Source organism: Micromonospora haikouensis, from assembly GCF_900091595.1.
GTDB lineage: Bacteria > Actinomycetota > Actinomycetes > Mycobacteriales > Micromonosporaceae > Micromonospora > Micromonospora haikouensis.
This window is the reverse complement of record NZ_FMCW01000008.1, coordinates 217,676-236,585: the sequence shown is the minus strand read 5'-3', so window position 1 is coordinate 236,585 and position 18,910 is coordinate 217,676. Positions and strand designations below refer to the sequence as shown.

The window sequence follows — 18,910 nt, the reverse complement described above, 5'->3', positions numbered from 1 at the left end:
CCGCCGACCTCGACGGACAACCCTCTGGACCAATCGGTACTCTGCACCTACGAAGTGCCTTCCGCGCGCGGAACTCTGAACGACTCGACACCGGTCAGTTTTCCTTACGCGGCAGGCACTTCGCCGTCTCCGCAGACCCTTCCCAACCCCCAAGATCACGGCAGCCGTGAAAGACCGAGGCTAGTAGTGCGCTTCGATCTCCTGTCCCTCCGTCAAGCTGAGCTTGACGTCCGATGCGAGCTGCCGCGCGGGCCAACTGAGGAGGCCGTGGTGGGCATGCGGCGCGTGTACTCCGGGCAGGCCCCCGGCCTGCCGGCAACGCCGGCCCGAGGGGTCGCAGAGGCTCCGGGGTCAAGGGCGGCCCGCAGGGCCGTCGCGCAGCGACGCGAAGCGCCCTTGACCTTGGAGGGGCGGCCACGCACACCCCGCGCCGCATGCCCATCACGGCCGGCGGTGACTCGCCCAACGGCGCGGCGCTCCCGACACTCGGCGACTATCTGGCCTACTGGCACCGGAAGGTTGTGTGCCCCAACCTCGCGCCGCTGACCTGCGCCACCTACGAGACGATCCTCCGGCTGTACGTGATCCCCGGCCTCGGCGGGAAGCGGCTCGACCGGCTCCAGGTGCGCGACGTGCAAACCTGGATCAACGAGGTGGCCCGCACCTGCCAGTGCTGCGCCCAGGGTAAGGACGCTCGCCGCCCCGAACTCAGACGGCGCTGCTGCGCGCTCGGCCGGTGCTGCGGCGACGTGCCGTCCGCCCGCACCGTCAAGGACGTCCGGGGTGTGCTGCGCTCGGCGCTCAACCACGCGGCCACCGAGGAGTTGGTCACCCGCAATGCCGCCGCCCTGGTCAAGCTCCCACCGGTCCGTCGCCGCCGGGGCCGGGCGTGGACCAGCGACGAGGCGCGTCGGTTCCTGGAGTCCGCGCGGGCCGACCGCGATCCGTTGTACGCCGCGTACGTGCTGATCCTGGTGCTCGGCCTGCGCAAGGGTGAGGTGCTCGGCCTCACCGGGGACGCCGTGGACCTGGCGGCGGGGGAAGTGTCGATCAGCTGGCAGTTGCAGCGGGTCGGCGGGCAACTGCTGCACCGGGAGACCAAGACGCAGACCTCGGACGCCACCCTCCCGCTGCCGGACATCTGCGCGGCGGCGCTCGACCTCCGTCAACAGGCGAGGAAGGCCGACCGCGACCAGGCGGGCATCGCCTGGCAGGGCTCGCCGCTGCTGTTCACCACGCGCTACGGGACTCCCATCGAGCCGCGCAACTTCAACCGGTCCTGGGACGCCCGCTGCGCCCGCGCCGGGGTCCGGAGGATCACCGTGCACGACGCCCGGCGTACCTGCGCGACCCTGCTCGTCGACCTGGACGTGCACCCGCGCGTCATCATGCAGGTGCTCCGGCACACGGAGGTGCCGGTGACGATGGAGATCTACTCGCAGGCGTCCTCGGACGCCACCCGCGACGCCCTCAAGCGCCTGGGCGAGAGCCTGCGCTGACCGTTGCTGCGCTTCACTGCTGTACAAAGCACTAGAGGGCACATCCGTCGATAGGATGTGCCCTCTGACCTCTGTCGGGGTGGCCGGATTCGAACCGACGACCTCTTCGTCCCGAACGAAGCGCGCTACCAAGCTGCGCCACACCCCGAGGCGTGCGGACAAATAGTAGCCCACCCCGTCCGGTGGTCAAACTCGGTACCCCCACCGCCCCGCCCGGCCCCGGTGCGCCCCCGGCCGATGTCGTAAACGACTCAGCTCCCTAGCGTCCCGAGCAGCCCTGACGTCCCGCAACGGTGCCGACCGGGCGGCCTACGCGCCCGCCCGCCGTGCCCGCCGCCCCTCCGCGCAGAGCGGCCGTGCCCGCCGCCCCTCCGCGCAGAGCGGCCGTGCCCGCCGCCCCTCCGCGCAGAGCGGCCGGGCACGGCCAGGGACCGCGCCCGGAGGCGGCGCACGTCACACTCGCCGCCAGCCGCCAGCCGCCAGCCGCCAGCCGCCAGCTTCAGCGGGGGATCAGGGTGAGGATGCTCGCCTCCGGCCGGCAGGCGAACCGCACCGGCGCGGTCGGGTGGGTGCCCAGCCCGGCCGAGACGTGCAGCCAGGCGTCCGAGTCCGGCCAGCGGTGCAGGCCCTTCGCCATCGACCGGGGCAGCCCGCAGTTGGTCACCAGCGCCCCGAAGCCCGGCACGCAGACCTGCCCGCCGTGGGTGTGGCCGGCCAGCAGCAGCTCGAAGCCGTCGGCGGCCATCTGGTCGAGCACGGCCGGCTCGGGGGAGTGGGACAGCGCGATCGACAGTTCCGCCGCCGCCGAGACGGGGCCGGCGACGGACGGGTAGTCGTCCCGCGCGATGTGCGGGTCGTCGACGCCGACCAGCTCGATCAGTCGCCCGCCCGCCTTGAGCGTCGTCCGCGCGTTGTTCAGGTCCGCCCAGCCGGCCCCGGTGAAGACGTCGCGCAGCTCGTCGTACGGCAGCTCGGCGCCCTCGCTGTATTCCCGGTCGGGCAGGAAGTAGCTGAACGGGTTCTTCAGCACCGGCCCGGTGTAGTCGTTCGAGCCGAACACGAAGGCCCCCGGGAAGTCCAGCAGCGGCGCGAGGGCGCGCAGCACGCCGGGCACCGCGCCCGGGTGGGCCATGTTGTCGCCGGTGACCACGACCAGGTCCGGGTCGAGGGCCGCCAGCGACGCCACCCAGTCCTGCTTGCGCCGCTGCTCGGGCATCATGTGCAGGTCGGACAGGTGCAGCACGCGCAGCGGCTCGGTGTCGGCCGGCAGCACCGGCACGTCGAACCGGCGCAGGGTGAACAGGTTGCGCTCGACGAGTGACGCGTACGCCAGGGTTGCCGCCCCGGCCGCGACGGTGCCCACGCCGAGTCGGAATAGTGTGCGCTTTCGCATGCCGTTCAGGGTAGTTTCACCGTCCATGAGCACGCTGAAGGACCGCCTCACCGCCGACATGCGCGCCGCCCTGAAGGCGCGCGACGAGCTGACCACCTCCACCCTGCGGATGGCCCTGGCGGCCGTCGGCACGGCCGAGGTCGCCGGCAAGGCCAAGCGCGAGCTCACCGACGACGAGGTGCTCGCGGTGCTGACCAAGGAGGCGAAGAAGCGGCGCGAGGCCGCGACCGCCTTCGCGGACGCCGGGCGCGCCGAGCAGGCCGCGAAGGAGAGCGCCGAGGGCGAGGTGCTGGACCGGTACCTGCCGAAGCAGCTCTCCGACGACGAGCTGGCCGAGCTGGTCGCGGGGGCGCTCGCCGCCGGCGGCTTCACCGGCAAGGCGCAGATGGGCCCGGCGATGAAGGCGGCCCAGGCCGCGGCGGCCGGCCGGGCCGAGGGGGGCCGGGTGGCCGCCGAGGTACGCCGCCAGCTCGGCCTCTGACGCGCGCCCCTGCCACCCGTACGCCGGGCGTGTCCCGGTCGTCACGTGCTCCTTCGCCTGGCCGCCTCGGTCAGGAAGATCGCGAGTCGGGTGGCCGAGATCGCCAGGCCGGGGCCGAACACCATCACCCACAACGCGCGTGGCTCGACCAGCGAGAAGATCAGGACGATCGACACCGCGACGTGCGCGGCCAGGAAGCCGAGGCGCAGCCGCATGGGTCGTAATGGCAGCGACGCCACTACGACCCATGCGATTCCTATGGGCACCAGAATGAACCAGACGAGCGCAAACGCGGCCATCCGCTCACGTTATCCGGGCGGCGCCCCGCAGTTCGGCCTGCTCGATGTGACCCGCTGGATGACGGGCCTGTTCGACAGTTCTGTAATCGGCGATGAACGGCGACGGGCGGGCACCCCCGGTTGAGGGGTGCCCGCCCGTCGTCACCTGCGATGCGGGTGGTGCGGCCCGGTCAGCCGTTGCGACCCGGTCGGCCGCCTTGGCCGGGTGGGTTGCCCGGGCCGGGCCCGCCGCCGGTGCCGCCGTTGGCCGGCGGGCTGGAGGGGCCGCCGCTGCCGCTGCTGACCTCGATGACCACCACGCCACCCTTGATGGTGCGCCCGTTCGGGCTGGTGCCGGCGGCCTGGCCGGCCGCGCAGCTCGACGGCACCTTGGCCGAGGAGACCACCGGGTCGAAGCCGGCGCCCCGCAGCCGGTCCTTCGCGGTCTCGACGTCCACGCACTTCACGTCGGGGATCGACCGCTGGTCACCCTCCATGATCTTGCCGCTGGGCGGGGTGAACTCGATGCCCTTCTTGCCCTTCATGGCGTCGCGCAGCGTCTCGTACACCGGGGGGTTGATGCCCGTCGGGGTGTCGTGGCCCATCTGCTGGTTGGTCTGCGGCCAGTCCGGGTCGGCCATGATGCCGGCGACCGAGTACTGCTTGGTCATCGCGACCAGCGACGAGGTCTTCTCCGAGTCGGTGGTGCCGGACTTGCCGGCCACCGGCTTGCCGACGATGCCCCGAACGTTGGGAGCGGTGGCACCGGTGCACCGGGAGGTGGACGACCGGTCGCCGACCGGGCAGCGGGCCGCGTCCACGGCCGCGCGGGCGACCTGGGTGCTGATCCGCTGCTCGCAGCGCGGGTTGGCGACGTCGAGCTTCTTGCCGTCCGGGCCCTTGATCTCCTGCACCGGGATCGGCTCGCAGTATTTTCCGTCGGCCGCGAGGGTCGCGTACGCGTTGGCCAGGTCCAGCGGGGTGGTGGCCGACACGCCGAGGGTGAACGCACCCCACTGGTGCGCCGCCTCCTTGTTGTTGGCGAAGTCCGCGTCCTCGCTCGATCGGAACTCGATGCCCAGCTTCTGCGCCGCCTTGACCACGTTCTCCGCGCCGACCTGCTGCTGGAGCGGAACGAAGAAGGTGTTCACCGAGCGGCCGAACGCGCTCCACATGTTGTGCACGCCGGCCATCGACTCGACCGAGTTGGTCGGGCAGTAGTAGGGGCCCTGGCAGGCTGCCGGGCTGCTGGGATTGATGATGTATTCCGACTTGAACTGCTTCGGCGAGTTGATCGTGTAGCTGAGCGGGATGCCCTTCTCCAGCGCGGCCACGATCGTGAAGATCTTGAACGTCGAGCCGGCCTGGTATCCCTTGATGTCGCCGCCGCCGGAGAGCAGCGGGTTCACCGTGTTGGGGTAGTTGCCCCGGATGCCCTTGCTGCGCTTGCGCGGGTCGCTGTTCAGCTTGTTCTGCGGTTTCTTCGGGTCGTCGATCTTGAAGTTGCGGTTCACCGAGAGCGCGCGGACCCGGCCGGTGCCCGGCTCGACGACCGCGACCATCCGGGCCGCCTTGCTGTTGACGCCCAGGTTCTTGCGAACGGCCTTGTCGGCGCCGTTCTGCGCCTGCGCGTCGAGGCTGGTGACGATCGTGTAGCCGCCGCTCTTGAGCCGCCGCTCCCGGTCGTACGAGGTCGAGCCGAACGTCTCCTGCTGCATCCACCAGCGGTAGAAGTAGTCGCAGAAGAAGCCCCACTCCTTCTTGTTGGTGGCGACGCAGCCGTTCGGGGTGGTCTTGTCCTTGATCACCATCTTGGTGGCCTTGGCCGCGTCACCCTCCTGCTGGGTGATCGCGCCGATCTTGACCATGTTGTCGATGACGTAGTTGCGCCGGTCCAGGGCGAGCGGGTACCCGGTCTTGGTGGTCGGGTCGTTCGTGCTCGGGGCCTTCACCATGCCGGCGAGCATGGCCGCTTCCTCGATCTTGAGCTTGCTCGGCGGCTTGCCGAAGTAGACCTGGCTGGCGGCGTAGATGCCGTACGCGCCGTTGCCGAAGGAGGCGAGGTTGAGATAGCGGGTGAGGATCTCGTCCTTGGAGAACTCCTTGTCGACCTGGAGGGCCAGCCGCATCTCGCGCAGCTTGCGGGCGCTGGTGTCCTCGGTCGCGGCGACGACGTCGGCCGGGTGGGTGGCCGAGTAGGCGATGGCCAGCCGGACGTACTGCATCGTCAGCGTCGACGCGCCCTGCTGGGAGTTCGCGCCGGACTGGTTGTTGACGAACGCCCGGGCGACGCCGTTGAGGTCGACGCCGTTGTGCTTGTAGAAGTCGTGATCCTCCGCGGCGATGATCGCCTTCGGCATGTACGGCGACATGTCGCCGAACTTCACGTCGCGCCGGTTCTCGTCGTACATGGTCGCGAGCGGCGTCTTGCCGTCGGAGGCGAGCAGGTAGCTGATCTGCGGCGCGCGGCCCACCGTCAGCTCCTTGGGCAGTGCCCCGAAGGTCTCCGCGCCGGCCTTGGCGGCCAGCCCGGACATCGCCACCGCGGGGAAGGCCGCCGCTGCGACCACCACGCCGGCCAGCAGGCCACAGACGAGCAGCGATGCGGCGTTGGTCAGCACATTATGGTCACGTTTCCGCATCCAGGTCACCTCGACAGGGTACGCGAGTAGGGAACGAGGGGCGCTGGGGCGTCTTTTCCCCATTTCCTGCGCGCGCCGACCTCGTTGTGCTAAACGCACGAGCCCTGGTGCGGGGTTGCGCGGATCCGCGATGAGTCTCCACCGATCGGAGGAGCGGCGCAGCGTTTTCACGTACTGCGGCCGGGTAGACGGGGGCCGAAGGCCCGGGAAGCCGGGAGTGTCCGTAATGATGGATTTTGCCGACAACGTTGCGTAATCATCCAACTACAGAGCATGATGGTTGGGGCGACAGCCACACGTCGTCCGTGCCGCCCTGGGGAGGCCGGCCGGACGACCGGGGGGATTCGACGGCTGGTCGCGCGAAGTCGGTAGGTACTGCAAGGGGGGACGTGTACACATGGGCATGATCACTGACTGGCCGTCACTGGCGGCGTGTCAGAACGGGGACCCGGACGCGCTGTTCGTACAAGGCGCTGAACAGAACGTGGCGAAGCGGATCTGCCGGAGCTGCCCAGTTCGGTACGAGTGCCTGGCCGACGCGCTCGACAACCGGATCGAGTTCGGGGTCTGGGGCGGCATGACCGAGCGGGAACGCCGGGCCCTGCTGCGCCGGCACCCCCAGGTCGCCAGCTGGCGGAAGATGTTCGAGGCGGCCATGAAGAAGAACGCGAAGGACAAGTCCGGCAAGGGCAAGGTCCTCGTCCCGACCGGCTGACGGCCGGTCAGGCAGGCCAGGGCCGGCCGATCGCGGGCCGGCTCACGGCCGGCTGATCGCCGCGCCGATCGTCCGCAGCCCGTCGACGTCGTGCACGTCGGCGGGCTGCGCCGTCACCGACACCGCCGGCACCTGCGGGAACGCCTCGGTGAACCGGGCCGCCACCCGCTGCTCGCGCTGCGCCTGCTGGACCAGCGCGGCGTGCGCCCGCAGCACGTCGACCGTGCCGTCGTGCCCGCCGGCCTCGGCCAGCCGCTGCGCGGCGGCCAGGCACGCCTCGGCGTCCAGCGCCGGCACCGTCGGCTCGTGGACCCGGTTGAGCACCAGCCCGGCCAGCGGCATCCGCTCGGAGTGCAGCCGACCGGCGAAGTAGGCCGCCTCCCGGACCGCGTCGGGCTCCGGGGCCGCGACCAGCAGGAAGGCCGTCTCCCGCGCCTGGAGGATCCGGTACGTCTGCTCGGCCCGCTGCCGGAAGCCGCCGAACATCGAGTCCAGCGCCGCCACGAAGCCGGACAGGTCGGTGAGCAGCTGCGCGCCGAGCACCTTCTGCACCACCTTCGAGAACATCCCGAAGCTCGCGGTGACGAGGCTGAACATGCTGCGGCCCCCGCTGCGCGCCGGAGCCAGCAGCAGCCGCAGCATCCGGCCGTCGAGGAACCGGGAGAGTCGGGCCGGGGCGTCCAGGAAGTCCAGCGCCGAGCGGGACGGCGGGGTGTCCACCACGATCAGGTCCCACTCGCCCCGGGCGTGCAGCTGGCCCAGCTTCTCCATCGCCATGTATTCCTGCGTGCCGGCGAACGTGGAGCTCATCGCCTGGTAGAACGGGTTGGCGAAGATCTCCTGCGCCTTCGCCGGGTCGGTGTGCTGGAGCACCACGTCGTCGAACGTGCGCTTCATGTCCAGCATCATGGCGTGCAGCTCGCCGCCGCTGGCCTCGACGTCGATGCCCTTGACCTGGCGGGGCGTGTTGTCCAGCTCGGTCAGGCCCAGCGACTGGGCCAGCCGGCGGGCCGGGTCGATGGTGAGCACCACCGTGCGCCGGCCGTGCTGCTCGGCGGCGCGCAACGCGAGCGCGGCGGCGGTGGTCGTCTTGCCCACCCCGCCCGCCCCGCAGCACACCACGATCCGCACGCCGGGGTCGGCGAGGATCTGGTCGACGTCCAGCTGCGGCGCCGCGGCTTCGGAAGGCACCAATCGAGCGTATCGGGCTGAGCGCGGTCTCCGCGCCGTGCCGGCCGCCAGTGTGAGTCAATCCGCCCGCACGAGCGCCCGGGACAGCTCCGCCAGCCCCGCCCGGTCCACCCCGCCGGGCAGCAGCGGCAGCTCGGTCAGGGGCAGCCCCAGCTCGGCCAGGTCGCCGCGCAGCGAGTCCTCCAGCTCCCGGCGGACCCGCTGGTCCCGGGCCTCGGCGGCGAGCCCGGCGACGGTGTCCCGGTCGGCCGGCAGCCCGGCGGCGGCCAGGCCGCGCCGCAGCTCGGCGGCGGTCACCGGCCGGCCGGCGGGCAGCGGGGGACGGGCCGCGTTGACGATCACCCGCCCCACCGGGAAGCCGAGCTGGGTCAGCTCGGCGACGGCGTCCACCGTCTCCTGGACCGGCATCTCCTCCAGCAGCGTCACCACGTGCACCGCGGTCATCGGGGAGCGCAGCAGCGCGGCGACCCCCTCGCTCTGGGTCTTGATCGGGCCGACCTTGGCCAGCCGGGCCGTCTCCGCCGTGACGTTGAGGAACCGGCCGATCCGCCCGGTCGGCGGCGCGTCGAGCACCACCGCGTCGTACGCCCGGCGTTGCCCGGCCTTGCGGGTCGTCGCCTCCTTGACCTTGCCGGTGAGCAGCACGTCCCGCAGGCCGGGGGCGATGGTGGTGGCGAAGTCGATCGCGCCGAGCTTGCGCAGCGCCCGGCCGGCCGCGCCGAGCTTGTAGAACATGTCGAGGTATTCCAGCAGGGCCTCCTCGGCGTCCACCGCGAGGGCCCGCACCTCGCCGCCGCCGGGGGCGTCGGTGAGGTGCCGCTCGGCGTACGGCAGCGGGTCGGTGCCGAAGAGCTGGGCGATGCCCTGCCGCCCCTCGACCTCGACCAGCAGGGTGCGCCGACCGTCGGCGGCCAGCGCCAGGGCCAGCGCCGCCGCCACGCTGGTCTTGCCGGTGCCGCCCTTGCCGGTCACGACGTTCAGGCGCGCCGGCCACTGCGTGGGGGCCGGGTCGGCCGGCCGCTCAGCTGCTCGCACCCGTCGAGCCTATCCACCCGGCGGGTGCCCCTCGGTCGGGTCGTCCGGTCAGGCGATCTCGCAGACCCACCAGCCGGTCTTCTGCACCACCGTGAAGCGGAGATCCTGGTCGGCGACCTTCTCGTCGGAGGTCGTCATGGTCACCCTGGTGGTGACGGTGGCCCGGTCGCCGGTCTGGTTGTCCACCTTCGGGCTGGTCCAGCGGAACCGGGCGTCCGAGTACTGCTCGACGTACCGCTTCAGCTCCGTGACCTTGGCGGTGATCTTCCGGTCGTCGCGGGCGGCGGCGCAGACGTAGCCGGCCGCCTTGCGGGCGTCCCGCTCCCGGTAGACGGCGGTGAGGAAGTTTTCCACGGCGACCGCCGGCTCCTTCGCGCCCTCGCCGTTCTCCGTGCTGCGCAGCGTGAAGAACGCGGCGGCACCGCCGCCGCCGCAGAGCAGCAGCGCCAGGACCGCCACGATCGAGGCGACGAGCACGCCCCGCCGCTGCTTCGGCGCGACCGGGGCATGGTAGGGCGGGTATCCCGGTGGGGGCGGCGGGATCGCGGCGGCCCCCGGGCCCGACGGGCCGCCGAAGGGGGTGGGCTGGGCGCCGAACGGCGCGGGCCCGGCCGGGGCGCCGAACGGGCCGGTGCCGGGCGGGGCGGGGGAGACCGGCCCGACGGGTGGGCCGGGCGTGTGGTCGCCGGAGGGCGGACCGCTGGGCGATCCGGTGGCGCCGCCGTTGGGCGGTTGGGTCATGTCGGTCCCCCGGGGGTGCGGCACGTCGTCGTCCCGGTGGGACGCGAGCGCTGGACGAGCGAAGGCGGGTGCGGAGGCGGCCGGGCCCGCGTGACCCGTCCGACGGGAAGGGTAACGGTGAACCCGGCCCAGGGTGGGGCCCCGGGCGGCCCGACCGACACGTCGATCACGGAAGCGCGTTCGGCGCCATCCGGTACCGGAACGCGATCTGTCGCATATGTGACTTTCGGTGCCTGATCATGCGCGTCCCGTTGTCCCTGTCCGAAAACGGCCCTACGTTCGTGCCGACGCGGGGGCGGATCGGCGGGGATGGCCCGAGCCGGATGGTGACGACGTGATCAGGTGCGAGGCCCGGAGGCAGTAATGCGCGACACCGACAACATCTCCCGAGCCCAGTTCCCGCCGCAGACCGGTTGCGCCCGGCGCGCCGGGGCCGGCCCCGCCGGCGAGGACGGCCCGGTCACCGGCCTGCCGTTCAACGAGCGTTCCTACCGCCGGCTCACCGACCCGGGGGAGATGCTGCGCACGCTCAGCCGGCCCGCCGAGCGCCCCCGCGACGAGGAGGAGACCGGCTACGTCATCCACCTGCCGATCCGGGTGCCCGACCTGGCGACGGCGGCCGCGCTGGCCGGGCGCGTGGCGGTCTCGCTCGGCTTCCTGCCCGAGCTGGACGCCGGGGAGACCACCGTCTCGACGGCCGACGACCAGAACAACCGGCACCGGGTCTTCTGCGACCTGCTGCTGCCGGACCGGTCGCGCTGCCCCCAGCGGTACGACCACGAGGGCCCCTGCGGCGAGCCGCCGATCGCCCCGGGGCAGCGTCCCGCGCCGGGCGGTCCCGCCGGATCGTAGGCTGGGGCCGAAACAGTCGCCGCCTCCTAGGGAGCCCCGCACCGATGCAGAAGTGGGAATACTCGACCGTCCCGCTGCTGGTCCACGCGACCAAGCAGATCCTCGACAACTGGGGTGAGGACGGCTGGGAACTCGTCTCCGTGGTCCCCGGTCCCAACCCGGAGCAGCTCGTCGCGTACCTCAAGCGGCCGAAGGCGTGAGCGGCGTGGGCAACGGGCCGCACGCGAAGCTCGCCGAGCTCGGGCTGACGCTGCCCGAGGTGGTGCCCCCGGTGGCCAGCTACGTGCCGGCCGTGCAGTCCGGGCAGCACGTCTTTGTCTCCGGTCAGCTCCCGATGGCCGACGGCAAGCTGCTGGCCACCGGCAAGGTCGGCGCGGGGGTCTCCGCCGAGCAGGCCAAGGACCTGGCGCAGCGGTGCGCGCTGAACGGCCTCGCCGCCGTCGACGCGCTGGTCGGCCTGGAGAACGTGGTCAAGGTCGTCAAGGTGACCGGCTTCGTGGCGAGCGCCCCCGGCTTCACCGGCCAGCCCGGCGTGATCAACGGCGCGTCCGACCTGTTCGGCGCGGTCTTCGGCGAGGCGGGCCGGCACGCCCGTTCCGCGGTGGGCGTCTCGGAACTCCCGCTGGACGCCCCGGTAGAGGTCGAGCTGATCGTCGAGGTCGCCTGACCCGCACCCCCACCCCCGCGATCTTGCACTTCGGGCCCGGGCGAAAGCCGCGTAGAGGCACGAAACCCGGGCCGCAAGTGCAAGATCGCGGGGAGTGGCGGGGGGAGTCGTACGATCGCTGGCATGACCGGGCACATCACGGCGGCCGTGGCCGCGCTGGCTGACGAGCTGCCGGGATGGGTGACCCTGCTGCGGGCACCGAACCCGGGGCCGATGACCCTCGACGGCACCAACACCTGGGTGCTGCGGGCCGGGCCCGGCGAACCCGCGCTGGTGGTCGACCCGGGGCCCGCCGACGACGGGCACCTGGCGGCGATCGCCGCCCACGCCCCGGTCGCCACGGTGCTGATCACCCACGGGCACCCCGACCACACCGAGGGCTCGCCCCGGCTGCGCGAGCTGCTCGGCGGAGCGCCCGTGCGGGCCGTCGACCCGGCACACAGCCACGGCGGTCCGCCGCTGACCGCCGACGCCGTCCTGCACGCCGCCGGCCTCACCGTGCGGGCGCTGCCCGCCCCCGGGCACACCGCCGACTCCGTCTGCTTCCTCGTCGAGCGCGGCGACGAGCGGGTCGTGCTCACCGGCGACACCATCCTCGGGCGGGGCACCACCGTCGTCGCCCACCCCGACGGGCAGCTCGGGGCATACCTCGACAGCCTGGAGCTGCTCTCGACGTACCGGGGGATCCCGGCGCTGCCCGGCCACGGCCCGGCGCTGGCCGACTGCGGCGTCGCCGCCGAGTTCTACCTCGCCCACCGCCGCGCCCGGCTCGACCAGGTGCGGCAGGTGGTCGCCGAGGGCGCGCGGACCGCGCCCGAGGTGGTGGCCCGGGTGTACGCGGACGTCGACCGGTCGCTGTGGTGGGCGGCCGAGTGGTCGGTCCGCGCGCAGCTGGACTACCTGGGGGTGCCCCCCGAACCGGCGGACCGGCCGTGACCTGCCCCGTCTGCGGGACGGTCGCCGTACCGGGGGCCCGGTTCTGCCACAACTGCGGAGCCGCGCTGCCGGCCGCCGCCACGCTGCCCGCCGCCGAACGGCGAGTCGTCACCGTGCTCTTCGGCGACCTGTCCGACTTCACCTCCTGGTCGGAGGACCTCGACCCGGAACGCGTCGGCGCGGTCACCGACCGGGTGCTCGCCGCCCTCGCCGGGGCCGTCAAGACGTTCGGCGGGCACGTCGACAAGCTCACCGGCGACGGGATCATGGCCGTCTTCGGCGCGCCCGTCGCCCACGAGGACGACGCCGAGCGGGCCGTCCGCGCCGCCCTGTCCATGCAGCGGGCCGTGCGCCGGGTGCTCGACGACGAGCGGGGCGGCGGCGCGCCGCTCGGCCTGCGCGTCGGCCTCAACACCGGCGACGTGATCGCCGGCATCCAGGCGGCCATCGAATACACCGTCATCGGCGACACCGTGAACACCGCCGCCCGGCTCGCCGACGCCGCCGCCGTCGGCGCCGTCTACGCCGGGGCGCGCACCTCCGCCGCCACCCGGCACGTGGCGTCCTGGCGGGCACTGCGCCCGCTGCGGCTCAAGGGCAAGCGGGAACCCGTCGAGGCGTACGAGCTGCTCGGCCTCCTCGACGCCCCCGGCACCCGCTCCGGCCTCGGCGACGAGGCGCCGTTCGTCGGCCGGGAGACCGAGATCGGCCGGGTCGCCGGCCGGCTCGCCGAGGTCATCGACCGGGGTGAGCCCCGGGTGCTGCTGATGACCGCCGAGGCCGGCATCGGCAAGTCCCGGTTCGCCGCCGAGGTCGAACGCCTCGCCGCCGGCTACGACGTCGGCGCCGGCCGGTACGCCGCGCACACCGGCGCCCGGGTGCTCTCCGTGCGCTGCGCCGCGTTCGGTGAACGCCGCCGGCTCGCGCCCCTCGCCGACCTGGTCCGCGCCGCCGTCGGCCTGCCCAACGACGCGGCCACCGCGCTGACCCGGCCCGCCGTCGAGGAGCGGCTGCGCCGGCTCAACCAGCGCATCGGCCGGCTCGGCGACGACGCCCCGCCGGTCGCCGCCGACCAGCTGCTGGCCCTGCTCGGGTACGCCGACCTGCCCGCCGGCAGCCCGGCCGACCAGGGCGAGTGGGGCGGCGGCGCGCAGCAGCCCGCCGACGTCGACGCCGTGCCCAACGCGGTCGCCGACCTGCTCAGCGCCCTGGCCGCCGAGGCGCCGTTGGTGGTGCTCGTCGACGACCTGCACGACGCCACCACCGAGACGATCCGCGCCCTCGGGGTCGCCCTGTCCCGCATCGCCGGCCCGGTGCTGGTGCTGCTGCTCGGCCGCCCCGAGCTGGTCCGCACCGCCGGCGCGCTGACCCGGGTCGCCGACGCCGAGGTGCACGCCCTGCCCCCGCTGCGCGGCGCCGACGCGGCCCGGCTGCTCACCAGCTATCTCGGCGGCGGGAAGCTGCCGCAGCCCGACGCCGACCGGCTGCTCGCCACCGCCCAGGGCAACCCGTTCTACCTCGCCGAGCTGGTCACCCTGCTCATGGAGCGGGGCGCGCTGACCGCCGTGGCCGACCGGTCCGCCCCGGCCAACTCCGGCTGGCGGCTCGCCCCCGGCTCGCTGGGCAGCCGGCTGCTCTCCCGCGACCTCGCCGCCGTGCTCGCCGCGCGTATCGACGCGCTGCCGCCGGACGCCCGGTCGGTGCTGCGCGACGCCGCCGTCGTCGGTGACACCGTGCCCGACGGCGCGCTGGAGGCGCTGCGCGAACAGCGCGCCGGGCGGGACGGCCGACCGGCCGCCGTGGTCGCCGTCGAACTGGACCGGGCCGTCGAGGAACTGCTGCAACGCCGGATGCTGCACCGCACCCGCACCGGGTACGCGTTCGCCACCCCGCTGATGCGGGAGGCCGCGTACTCCGGGGTGAGCAAGGCCGAGCTGGCCGAGCGGCACGCGGCGCTGGCCCGGTGGGCCGCCCCCGACGGGTCGGCCGCGCCGGGCGGGTTCACCGACACCGCCCGGGACGCGTTCGTCGCCGAGCACGTCGAGCGGGCCGCCACGCTCGCCGACGCCGTCAAGCTGCGCCCGGACGCGCCGGCCCGCACCGTCGCGCCGCTGGGCGTGGCCGCGCTGGGCCGGGCCGCCCGCCGGTCCCTGCAGGCCGGGGAGCCGGCCGCCGCCGTCGAGTACGCCGAACGCGCCGCCGAGCTGGCCCGCGACGGGCTGCCCGCCGCCGACCGGGTGGTGCACGCCCGCGCGCTGCTCCAGGTCGGCCGGCCCGGTGACGCGCTCGCCTACGCGGAGAAGATCGCCGCCAACGCCGGGGACGACGCGGGCACCCGGGCCAGCGCCCTGCTGCTCGCCGGGCAGGCCCACCAGACCCTCGGCGACCAGGGCCGGGCCGTGGCCTGCTGGCAGGAGGCGTTGCAGGTGGCCGGCGTCGGCGGGCTGCCCAACCTGCGCGCCTCGGCGATGCGCCGGCTCGGCATGGCCGACTTCATCGCCGGCCGGCTCGGCCAGGCCAGCAGCCGGCTCGCCGCGTCGTACCAGGTCAGCCTCACCGCGCAGGACCGGCGGGGGCAGGCGTGGTCGTTGCAGAACCTGGCCTGGGTCACCACCACCCGCGGCGACTTCGCCGGCACCGACGCGGTGCTGAGCCGGGCCGCCCGCCTCTTCGCCGAGCTGAAGGACCCGTACGGGCGGGCGTGGCTGCGCGGCACCACCGCGTTCGCCCGGCTGCTCGCCGGCCGGCTGCGCGAGGCACGCCGGCTGGCGCGGGTCTTCCTGCCGTTCGGGGAGCGGGTCGGCGAGGCGTGGGCCGTCGGCACGCTGCGCGCCGTCGAGGCGTTCGCCGGGGCGGAGCTGGGCGAGCTGAGCGAGGCCGACGGGGCGGCCCGCCGGGCGTACCGGGACTTCGCCGAGGTCTCCGACGACTGGGGGCGGGGCTTCGCCCTGGTGGCGCGGGGGGTGGTCGCCCGAGGGCTGGGCGAGCCGGAGCACGCCGCCGACCTGCTCGCCGACGCCATGTCGTACGCCGAGCGGACCTCGCACCCGCTGCTCACCGGGATGGCCGGCACGCTGCGCGGCTTCGTGGCGCTGGACCTGGGCGACTGCGAGACCGCCGAACGGTCGGCGCGGGCCGTGCTGACCGCCGTCGAGCCGCACAACCCGCAGGCCCCCGCGCAGGTGGGCCCCCGGGTGCTGCTGGCGACCGCCCGGCTCGCCGCCGGTGACCCGGCAACCGCCGTGGGGCTGCTCGCCCCGGTGGCCACCGCCGCCGCGAACGCGCCCTCGCTGCTGTTCTCCCGCCAGCAGACCATGGCCCGGTACGCTTCCGCGCTGCTCGCCCACGGCCAGCTCGACCAGGCGCTGGACTGGGCGCACCGGGCCATGGCCGTCCCCGCCGAGGACGTGCGCAGCCAGGTGATCGCCGTGAGCGTGCTGGCCGAGGCGCTGGCCGCCTGCGGGCGTCCCGCCGAGGCGCTGGCCAGGGCCGAGGAGGCGGTGCGCCTGGCGTACGCGACGGAGCAGCGCAGCGAGCGGCTCGCGGCGGACGCGCTGCGCGTGCGCCTGCAGGGGTAAGGAGGGGCCCCTTGTTAACGCATACGGTAGAGAAGGGCCCCCTTCTCACGGGCGAGCGGCGGGGCGTGGTGGGGCGACTCTGTCGGTTCCGCCGATGCGGGTGTCGGCGGTAGCGACTACGGTGGCATCCCATGAAGCGGTCCACTGTGGGGCCGCCGTGCCCGTCCCCGGGAGGCGTGATGAGGCTGCCCCGCTCCAGTGCCGGCTGGACGATCGCGGTCTTCGGCGTCCTGGCGCTGCTGATGGGCGCGCTCGGGTTGCTCTGGCCGGAGGCGCAGCTGCGCATGCTCGGCTTCGAGGTGCCGCAGAGCCGGGCCGCCGGGGACTACACCGGCACGTTCCTGACGGCGTCGGCGATGGCGTCGTTCAACATGGGGGTCTACTACCTGCTGGCCACGGCCACCGAGTGGCGGGCCTTCTACCGGTTCACGGTCGTCTTCCGGCTGGTCACGTTCACCGTCTTCACCATCGTGGTGCTCGCCGACGTCGCGCCGGGGCGGTTCTTCATGGTGGCGCTCTGGGAGGGCCTGGGCGCGGTCGCCACCGCCGTGGCGCTGCACCGGGACGCCCGCCGTGCGGCGGCTACCGAGTCGGGCGGGTCGGCGGGCGCCGAGGCCGGTGCCGAGTCGGGCGTATCGGACGCGGCGGAGCCCGGGCGGCAGGTGCCGGCGGCGGCGGACAGCGGGCGTCCGACAGCCGCGTCGGCGGACGGCGCCTCCCGGTCTGCGGGCGCGGACCGCTGAGTCACCGGACCGGTTAGGTATTTTCGAGCAGTGACCGACACCCCGCCCGGCGCCCTGCGGCTGCCCATCGTGCCTGGTCTGACCGATCTGGAGGTATTTGCCCGGGGAGGGTACGCCACCGTCTACCGGGCCACCCAGATCTCCGTCGGGCGGGAGGTCGCGGTCAAGGTCGAGAACCGCACCCTGGACAACGAGCGGGACCAGGCCCGGTTCCTGCGCGAGGCGCGGGCCGCCGGGAGGATGTCGTCCCACCCACACGTGGTGGACCTCTTCGACGTCGGCGTCACCATCGACCGGCACCCCTACCTGATCATGGAGCTGTGCGACGGGTCGTACGCCGAACGGATGCGCACCTCGCCCCTGGGCCCGGCGGAGACCCGCGACCTCGGCGTCAAGATCGCCGACGCGCTGGCCCACTCGCACGCCAACGGCGTCCTGCACCGCGACGTCAAGCCGGCGAACATCCTGCACTCCCACTTCAACCCGGCGGTGCTGGCCGACTTCGGGCTCGCGGTGCTGGCCGAGGTGCGCGACCCGACGGTGACCCTGGAGGTGCTCACCCCGGCCTACGCGCCGCCGGAGATGTTCAACCACAGCCCGCCGTCGCCGGCCGTCGACGTCTACTCGCTCTGCGCCACCCTCTACGCCGTCATGTTCGGCCGGCCGCCCCGCTGGCAGTCCGAGCGCAGCCCCAGCCTCGTCACCGTGCTGGAGATGTTCCACCAGCCGATCCCCGGGCTGCCCGGGGTGCCCGAGGAGCTGATCGACGTGCTGCGGGCCGGCATGTCCAACGACCCGGGGGCCCGCCCCTCCGCCGTGGAGCTGCGCGGCCTGCTCGCCGCCCTGCCGCTGGACCCGGTCAGCGCGCCCGTCAGCGGCGCCCCGGTCTCCGGGGGCCCCACGTCCGGCGGCCCGACGGGCACCACCACCGGCAGCCCGTCGACGTCCGGGGGCCTCTACGGCACCAGCCAGCCCGGCGTCACCGGCGGCCCGTCCACCTCCGGCGGCCTCTACGGCACCGGCCAGCCGGGCCGCGCCGCCCCGCGTCCTTCGGTGGGGCACGACCATCCCACCGAGCCGGTGACGTCCGGCCGTCGGTGGCGGCGGCGCTGGTTCCTCGGCGGTGCCGGGGCCCTCGCGCTGGCCGCCTCGGCGAGCGCCGGGGCCTGGGTCGCCGGCAGCGCGCCGGCCACACCGACGCCCACCCCCGTCGTCACGGTGGGCGGCACGACGACCGCCAGCAGGTGGGGGGCCCTGCCGGGCTGCGGCTCCGGGTCGGCGGGCCCGGCCGAGCTGCCGGCGGGCGCGCGGTGCGTCGCCGAGTTGCAGTGCTACGGGCCGATGCGGGTGCGCGGCACCCGGGCGGACGCGCCCCGGCTGCCCTGCGACGGCCGGCACACGTGGGAGGCCTACGCCGAGGGCGAGCTGCCCGCCGCCCTGGTCGACGCCGCGCACGACGAGGTGGCCGCCGACCCGCAGGTGCGCCAGGTGTGCAGCCCCGTGACGTTCCGGCTGACCAGCGGGATCGCGTACACCAGCGGTTGGCGGCTGGAGGTGCTGCCGCCGGCGGCGGACGGCGCGGACCGGACGTTCCGGTGCCTGGCCGGGCGCGGCGTCGACGGGTTGTACGAGCCGACCCTCACCGGTCGCTGAACCCGCTCGCGCCCTGGCGGCGTTCCCGCATGGCCCGCAGGTCGCGGCTGTCCAGCGCCTCCAGGGTGTCGGCGTCGACGTCGCTGAGCCGGGCCACGGGCTGCCCCGACCACTGCGCCGGTTCGTCGCCCCCGCGTTCGCGGGCCTCCTCGCGGCGGTGCCGCCCCTCCGTCACCGACACCCCGGCGATCATCACGAGCAGGACGCAGAGCAGGGCGAGCACCACCGCCACGATGCTGCGCGGCTGCCACCAGACCAGCGCCACCAGCAGGGCGACCGCCGCCAGCGACGCGGCCACCGCCACGACGGGCACGTCGGGCCGAGGGATTCGGGTCACCCGTCAAGGATGGCGGAGCCGGCCGTCCTGTCAACCGCCGCCCCCCGGTCACCGGCCCTGCGGGGGCTGCCCGCCCCGCTGGCCCGTCCGAGCTGCCGACGCCCACCCGTCCCGACGGCGCTCGCTCCCCAATGGACGGATGAGGGGAAGGTCGAAGTGGCGAAATTCG

Annotated in this window: 16 protein-coding genes, 1 tRNA gene and 2 pseudogenes; 11 read left to right on the top strand and 8 right to left on the bottom strand. The window is 74.0% G+C overall.

The features are described 5' to 3' along the window. Window positions 1–461 precede the first annotated feature (461 nt). Window positions 462–1,499 (top strand): annotated as a pseudogene (locus tag GA0070558_RS10755) (tyrosine-type recombinase/integrase); the annotation flags it as partial. A gap of 74 nt (window positions 1,500–1,573) precedes the next feature. Here the strand turns inward: GA0070558_RS10755 and GA0070558_RS10750 are convergent. Beyond that, window positions 1,574–1,647: transfer RNA gene (locus GA0070558_RS10750), tRNA-Pro, on the bottom strand. Window positions 1,648–1,998: 351 nt separating this feature from the next. Beyond that, window positions 1,999–2,892 (bottom strand): metallophosphoesterase, encoded by an 894-nt coding sequence (locus tag GA0070558_RS10745; RefSeq protein ID WP_091278124.1) that lies wholly within the window; start codon window positions 2,890–2,892, stop codon window positions 1,999–2,001. A gap of 25 nt (window positions 2,893–2,917) precedes the next feature. Here GA0070558_RS10745 and GA0070558_RS10740 point away from each other — a divergent pair, with 25 nt between their 5' ends. Next, a complete protein-coding gene (locus GA0070558_RS10740; RefSeq protein WP_091278123.1) occupies window positions 2,918–3,373 on the top strand; it encodes a GatB/YqeY domain-containing protein in 456 nt (151 codons plus the stop codon). 41 nt (window positions 3,374–3,414) lie between these two features. Here the strand turns inward: GA0070558_RS10740 and GA0070558_RS33345 are convergent, their stop codons facing one another. After that, window positions 3,415–3,588 (bottom strand): hypothetical protein, encoded by a 174-nt coding sequence (locus tag GA0070558_RS33345; protein ID WP_176734172.1) that lies wholly within the window; start codon window positions 3,586–3,588, stop codon window positions 3,415–3,417. Window positions 3,589–3,643: 55 nt separating this feature from the next. On the opposite strand from GA0070558_RS33345, the gene GA0070558_RS33340 reads away from it, so the two are divergent. Continuing rightward, window positions 3,644–3,796: a hypothetical protein gene (locus GA0070558_RS33340; protein WP_176734171.1), complete on the top strand. Its 153-nt coding sequence runs from the start codon at window positions 3,644–3,646 to the stop codon at window positions 3,794–3,796. A gap of 46 nt (window positions 3,797–3,842) precedes the next feature. On the opposite strand, the gene GA0070558_RS10735 is transcribed toward GA0070558_RS33340, so the two are convergent. Next, entirely contained in the window at window positions 3,843–6,293 is a 2,451-nt protein-coding gene (locus GA0070558_RS10735; protein WP_091278173.1) for a penicillin-binding protein, read from the bottom strand. 397 nt (window positions 6,294–6,690) lie between these two features. Here GA0070558_RS10735 and GA0070558_RS10730 point away from each other — a divergent pair, with 397 nt between their 5' ends. Next, a complete protein-coding gene (locus tag GA0070558_RS10730) occupies window positions 6,691–7,008 on the top strand; it encodes a WhiB family transcriptional regulator (RefSeq protein ID WP_091278121.1) in 318 nt (105 codons plus the stop codon). A 42-nt stretch (window positions 7,009–7,050) separates the two neighbouring features. Here GA0070558_RS10730 and bagB read toward each other — a convergent pair whose 3' ends face one another. From bagB to GA0070558_RS10715, 3 genes are read right to left on the bottom strand one after another with little or no spacing between them, the layout of a single operon-like run. Further along, complete coding sequence (gene bagB / locus GA0070558_RS10725) at window positions 7,051–8,202, bottom strand: ArsA family ATPase (RefSeq protein WP_176734170.1); 1,152 nt, start codon at window positions 8,200–8,202, stop codon at window positions 7,051–7,053. Between the two features lie 54 nt (window positions 8,203–8,256). After that, complete coding sequence (gene bagA / locus GA0070558_RS10720) at window positions 8,257–9,234, bottom strand: ATPase BagA (RefSeq protein ID WP_077937986.1); 978 nt, start codon at window positions 9,232–9,234, stop codon at window positions 8,257–8,259. Window positions 9,235–9,282: 48 nt separating this feature from the next. After that, window positions 9,283–9,975, bottom strand: a complete 693-nt coding sequence (locus tag GA0070558_RS10715; protein ID WP_091278119.1) for an Rv0361 family membrane protein — start codon at window positions 9,973–9,975, stop codon at window positions 9,283–9,285. Between the two features lie 363 nt (window positions 9,976–10,338). Between GA0070558_RS10715 and GA0070558_RS10710 the strand changes: the two genes are divergently transcribed. From GA0070558_RS10710 to GA0070558_RS10680, 7 genes and pseudogenes are all read left to right on the top strand, one after another. After that, window positions 10,339–10,827, top strand: a complete 489-nt coding sequence (locus GA0070558_RS10710; protein ID WP_091278115.1) for a hypothetical protein — start codon at window positions 10,339–10,341, stop codon at window positions 10,825–10,827. Window positions 10,828–10,871: 44 nt separating this feature from the next. After that, entirely contained in the window at window positions 10,872–11,027 is a 156-nt protein-coding gene (sp36, locus tag GA0070558_RS10705) for a Sp36 family protein (RefSeq protein ID WP_018222171.1), read from the top strand. A 5-nt stretch (window positions 11,028–11,032) separates the two neighbouring features. Next, window positions 11,033–11,494, top strand: coding sequence for a RidA family protein (locus tag GA0070558_RS10700; RefSeq protein ID WP_043966380.1), 462 nt, complete (start codon window positions 11,033–11,035; stop codon window positions 11,492–11,494). Between the two features lie 123 nt (window positions 11,495–11,617). Beyond that, a complete protein-coding gene (locus GA0070558_RS10695) occupies window positions 11,618–12,430 on the top strand; it encodes an MBL fold metallo-hydrolase (protein WP_091278113.1) in 813 nt (270 codons plus the stop codon). Continuing rightward, on the top strand, window positions 12,427–16,008 hold the full coding sequence (locus GA0070558_RS10690; RefSeq protein ID WP_077937988.1) for an adenylate/guanylate cyclase domain-containing protein: 3,582 nt from the start codon (window positions 12,427–12,429) through the stop codon (window positions 16,006–16,008). Before GA0070558_RS10695 ends, GA0070558_RS10690 begins: the two co-directional genes overlap by 4 nt. A gap of 179 nt (window positions 16,009–16,187) precedes the next feature. Then, a pseudogene (locus GA0070558_RS10685) lies at window positions 16,188–16,643 on the top strand (hypothetical protein); the annotation flags it as partial. Window positions 16,644–16,781: 138 nt separating this feature from the next. Then, window positions 16,782–18,404: a serine/threonine-protein kinase gene (locus GA0070558_RS10680; RefSeq protein WP_091278109.1), complete on the top strand. Its 1,623-nt coding sequence runs from the start codon at window positions 16,782–16,784 to the stop codon at window positions 18,402–18,404. On the opposite strand, the gene GA0070558_RS10675 is transcribed toward GA0070558_RS10680, so the two are convergent. After that, window positions 18,391–18,741 carry a hypothetical protein gene (locus GA0070558_RS10675; protein ID WP_141722195.1) on the bottom strand — a complete coding sequence of 117 codons (351 nt, stop codon included), beginning with the start codon at window positions 18,739–18,741 and terminating at the stop codon, window positions 18,391–18,393. The genes GA0070558_RS10680 and GA0070558_RS10675 overlap by 14 nt on opposite strands. Window positions 18,742–18,910 lie beyond the last annotated feature (169 nt).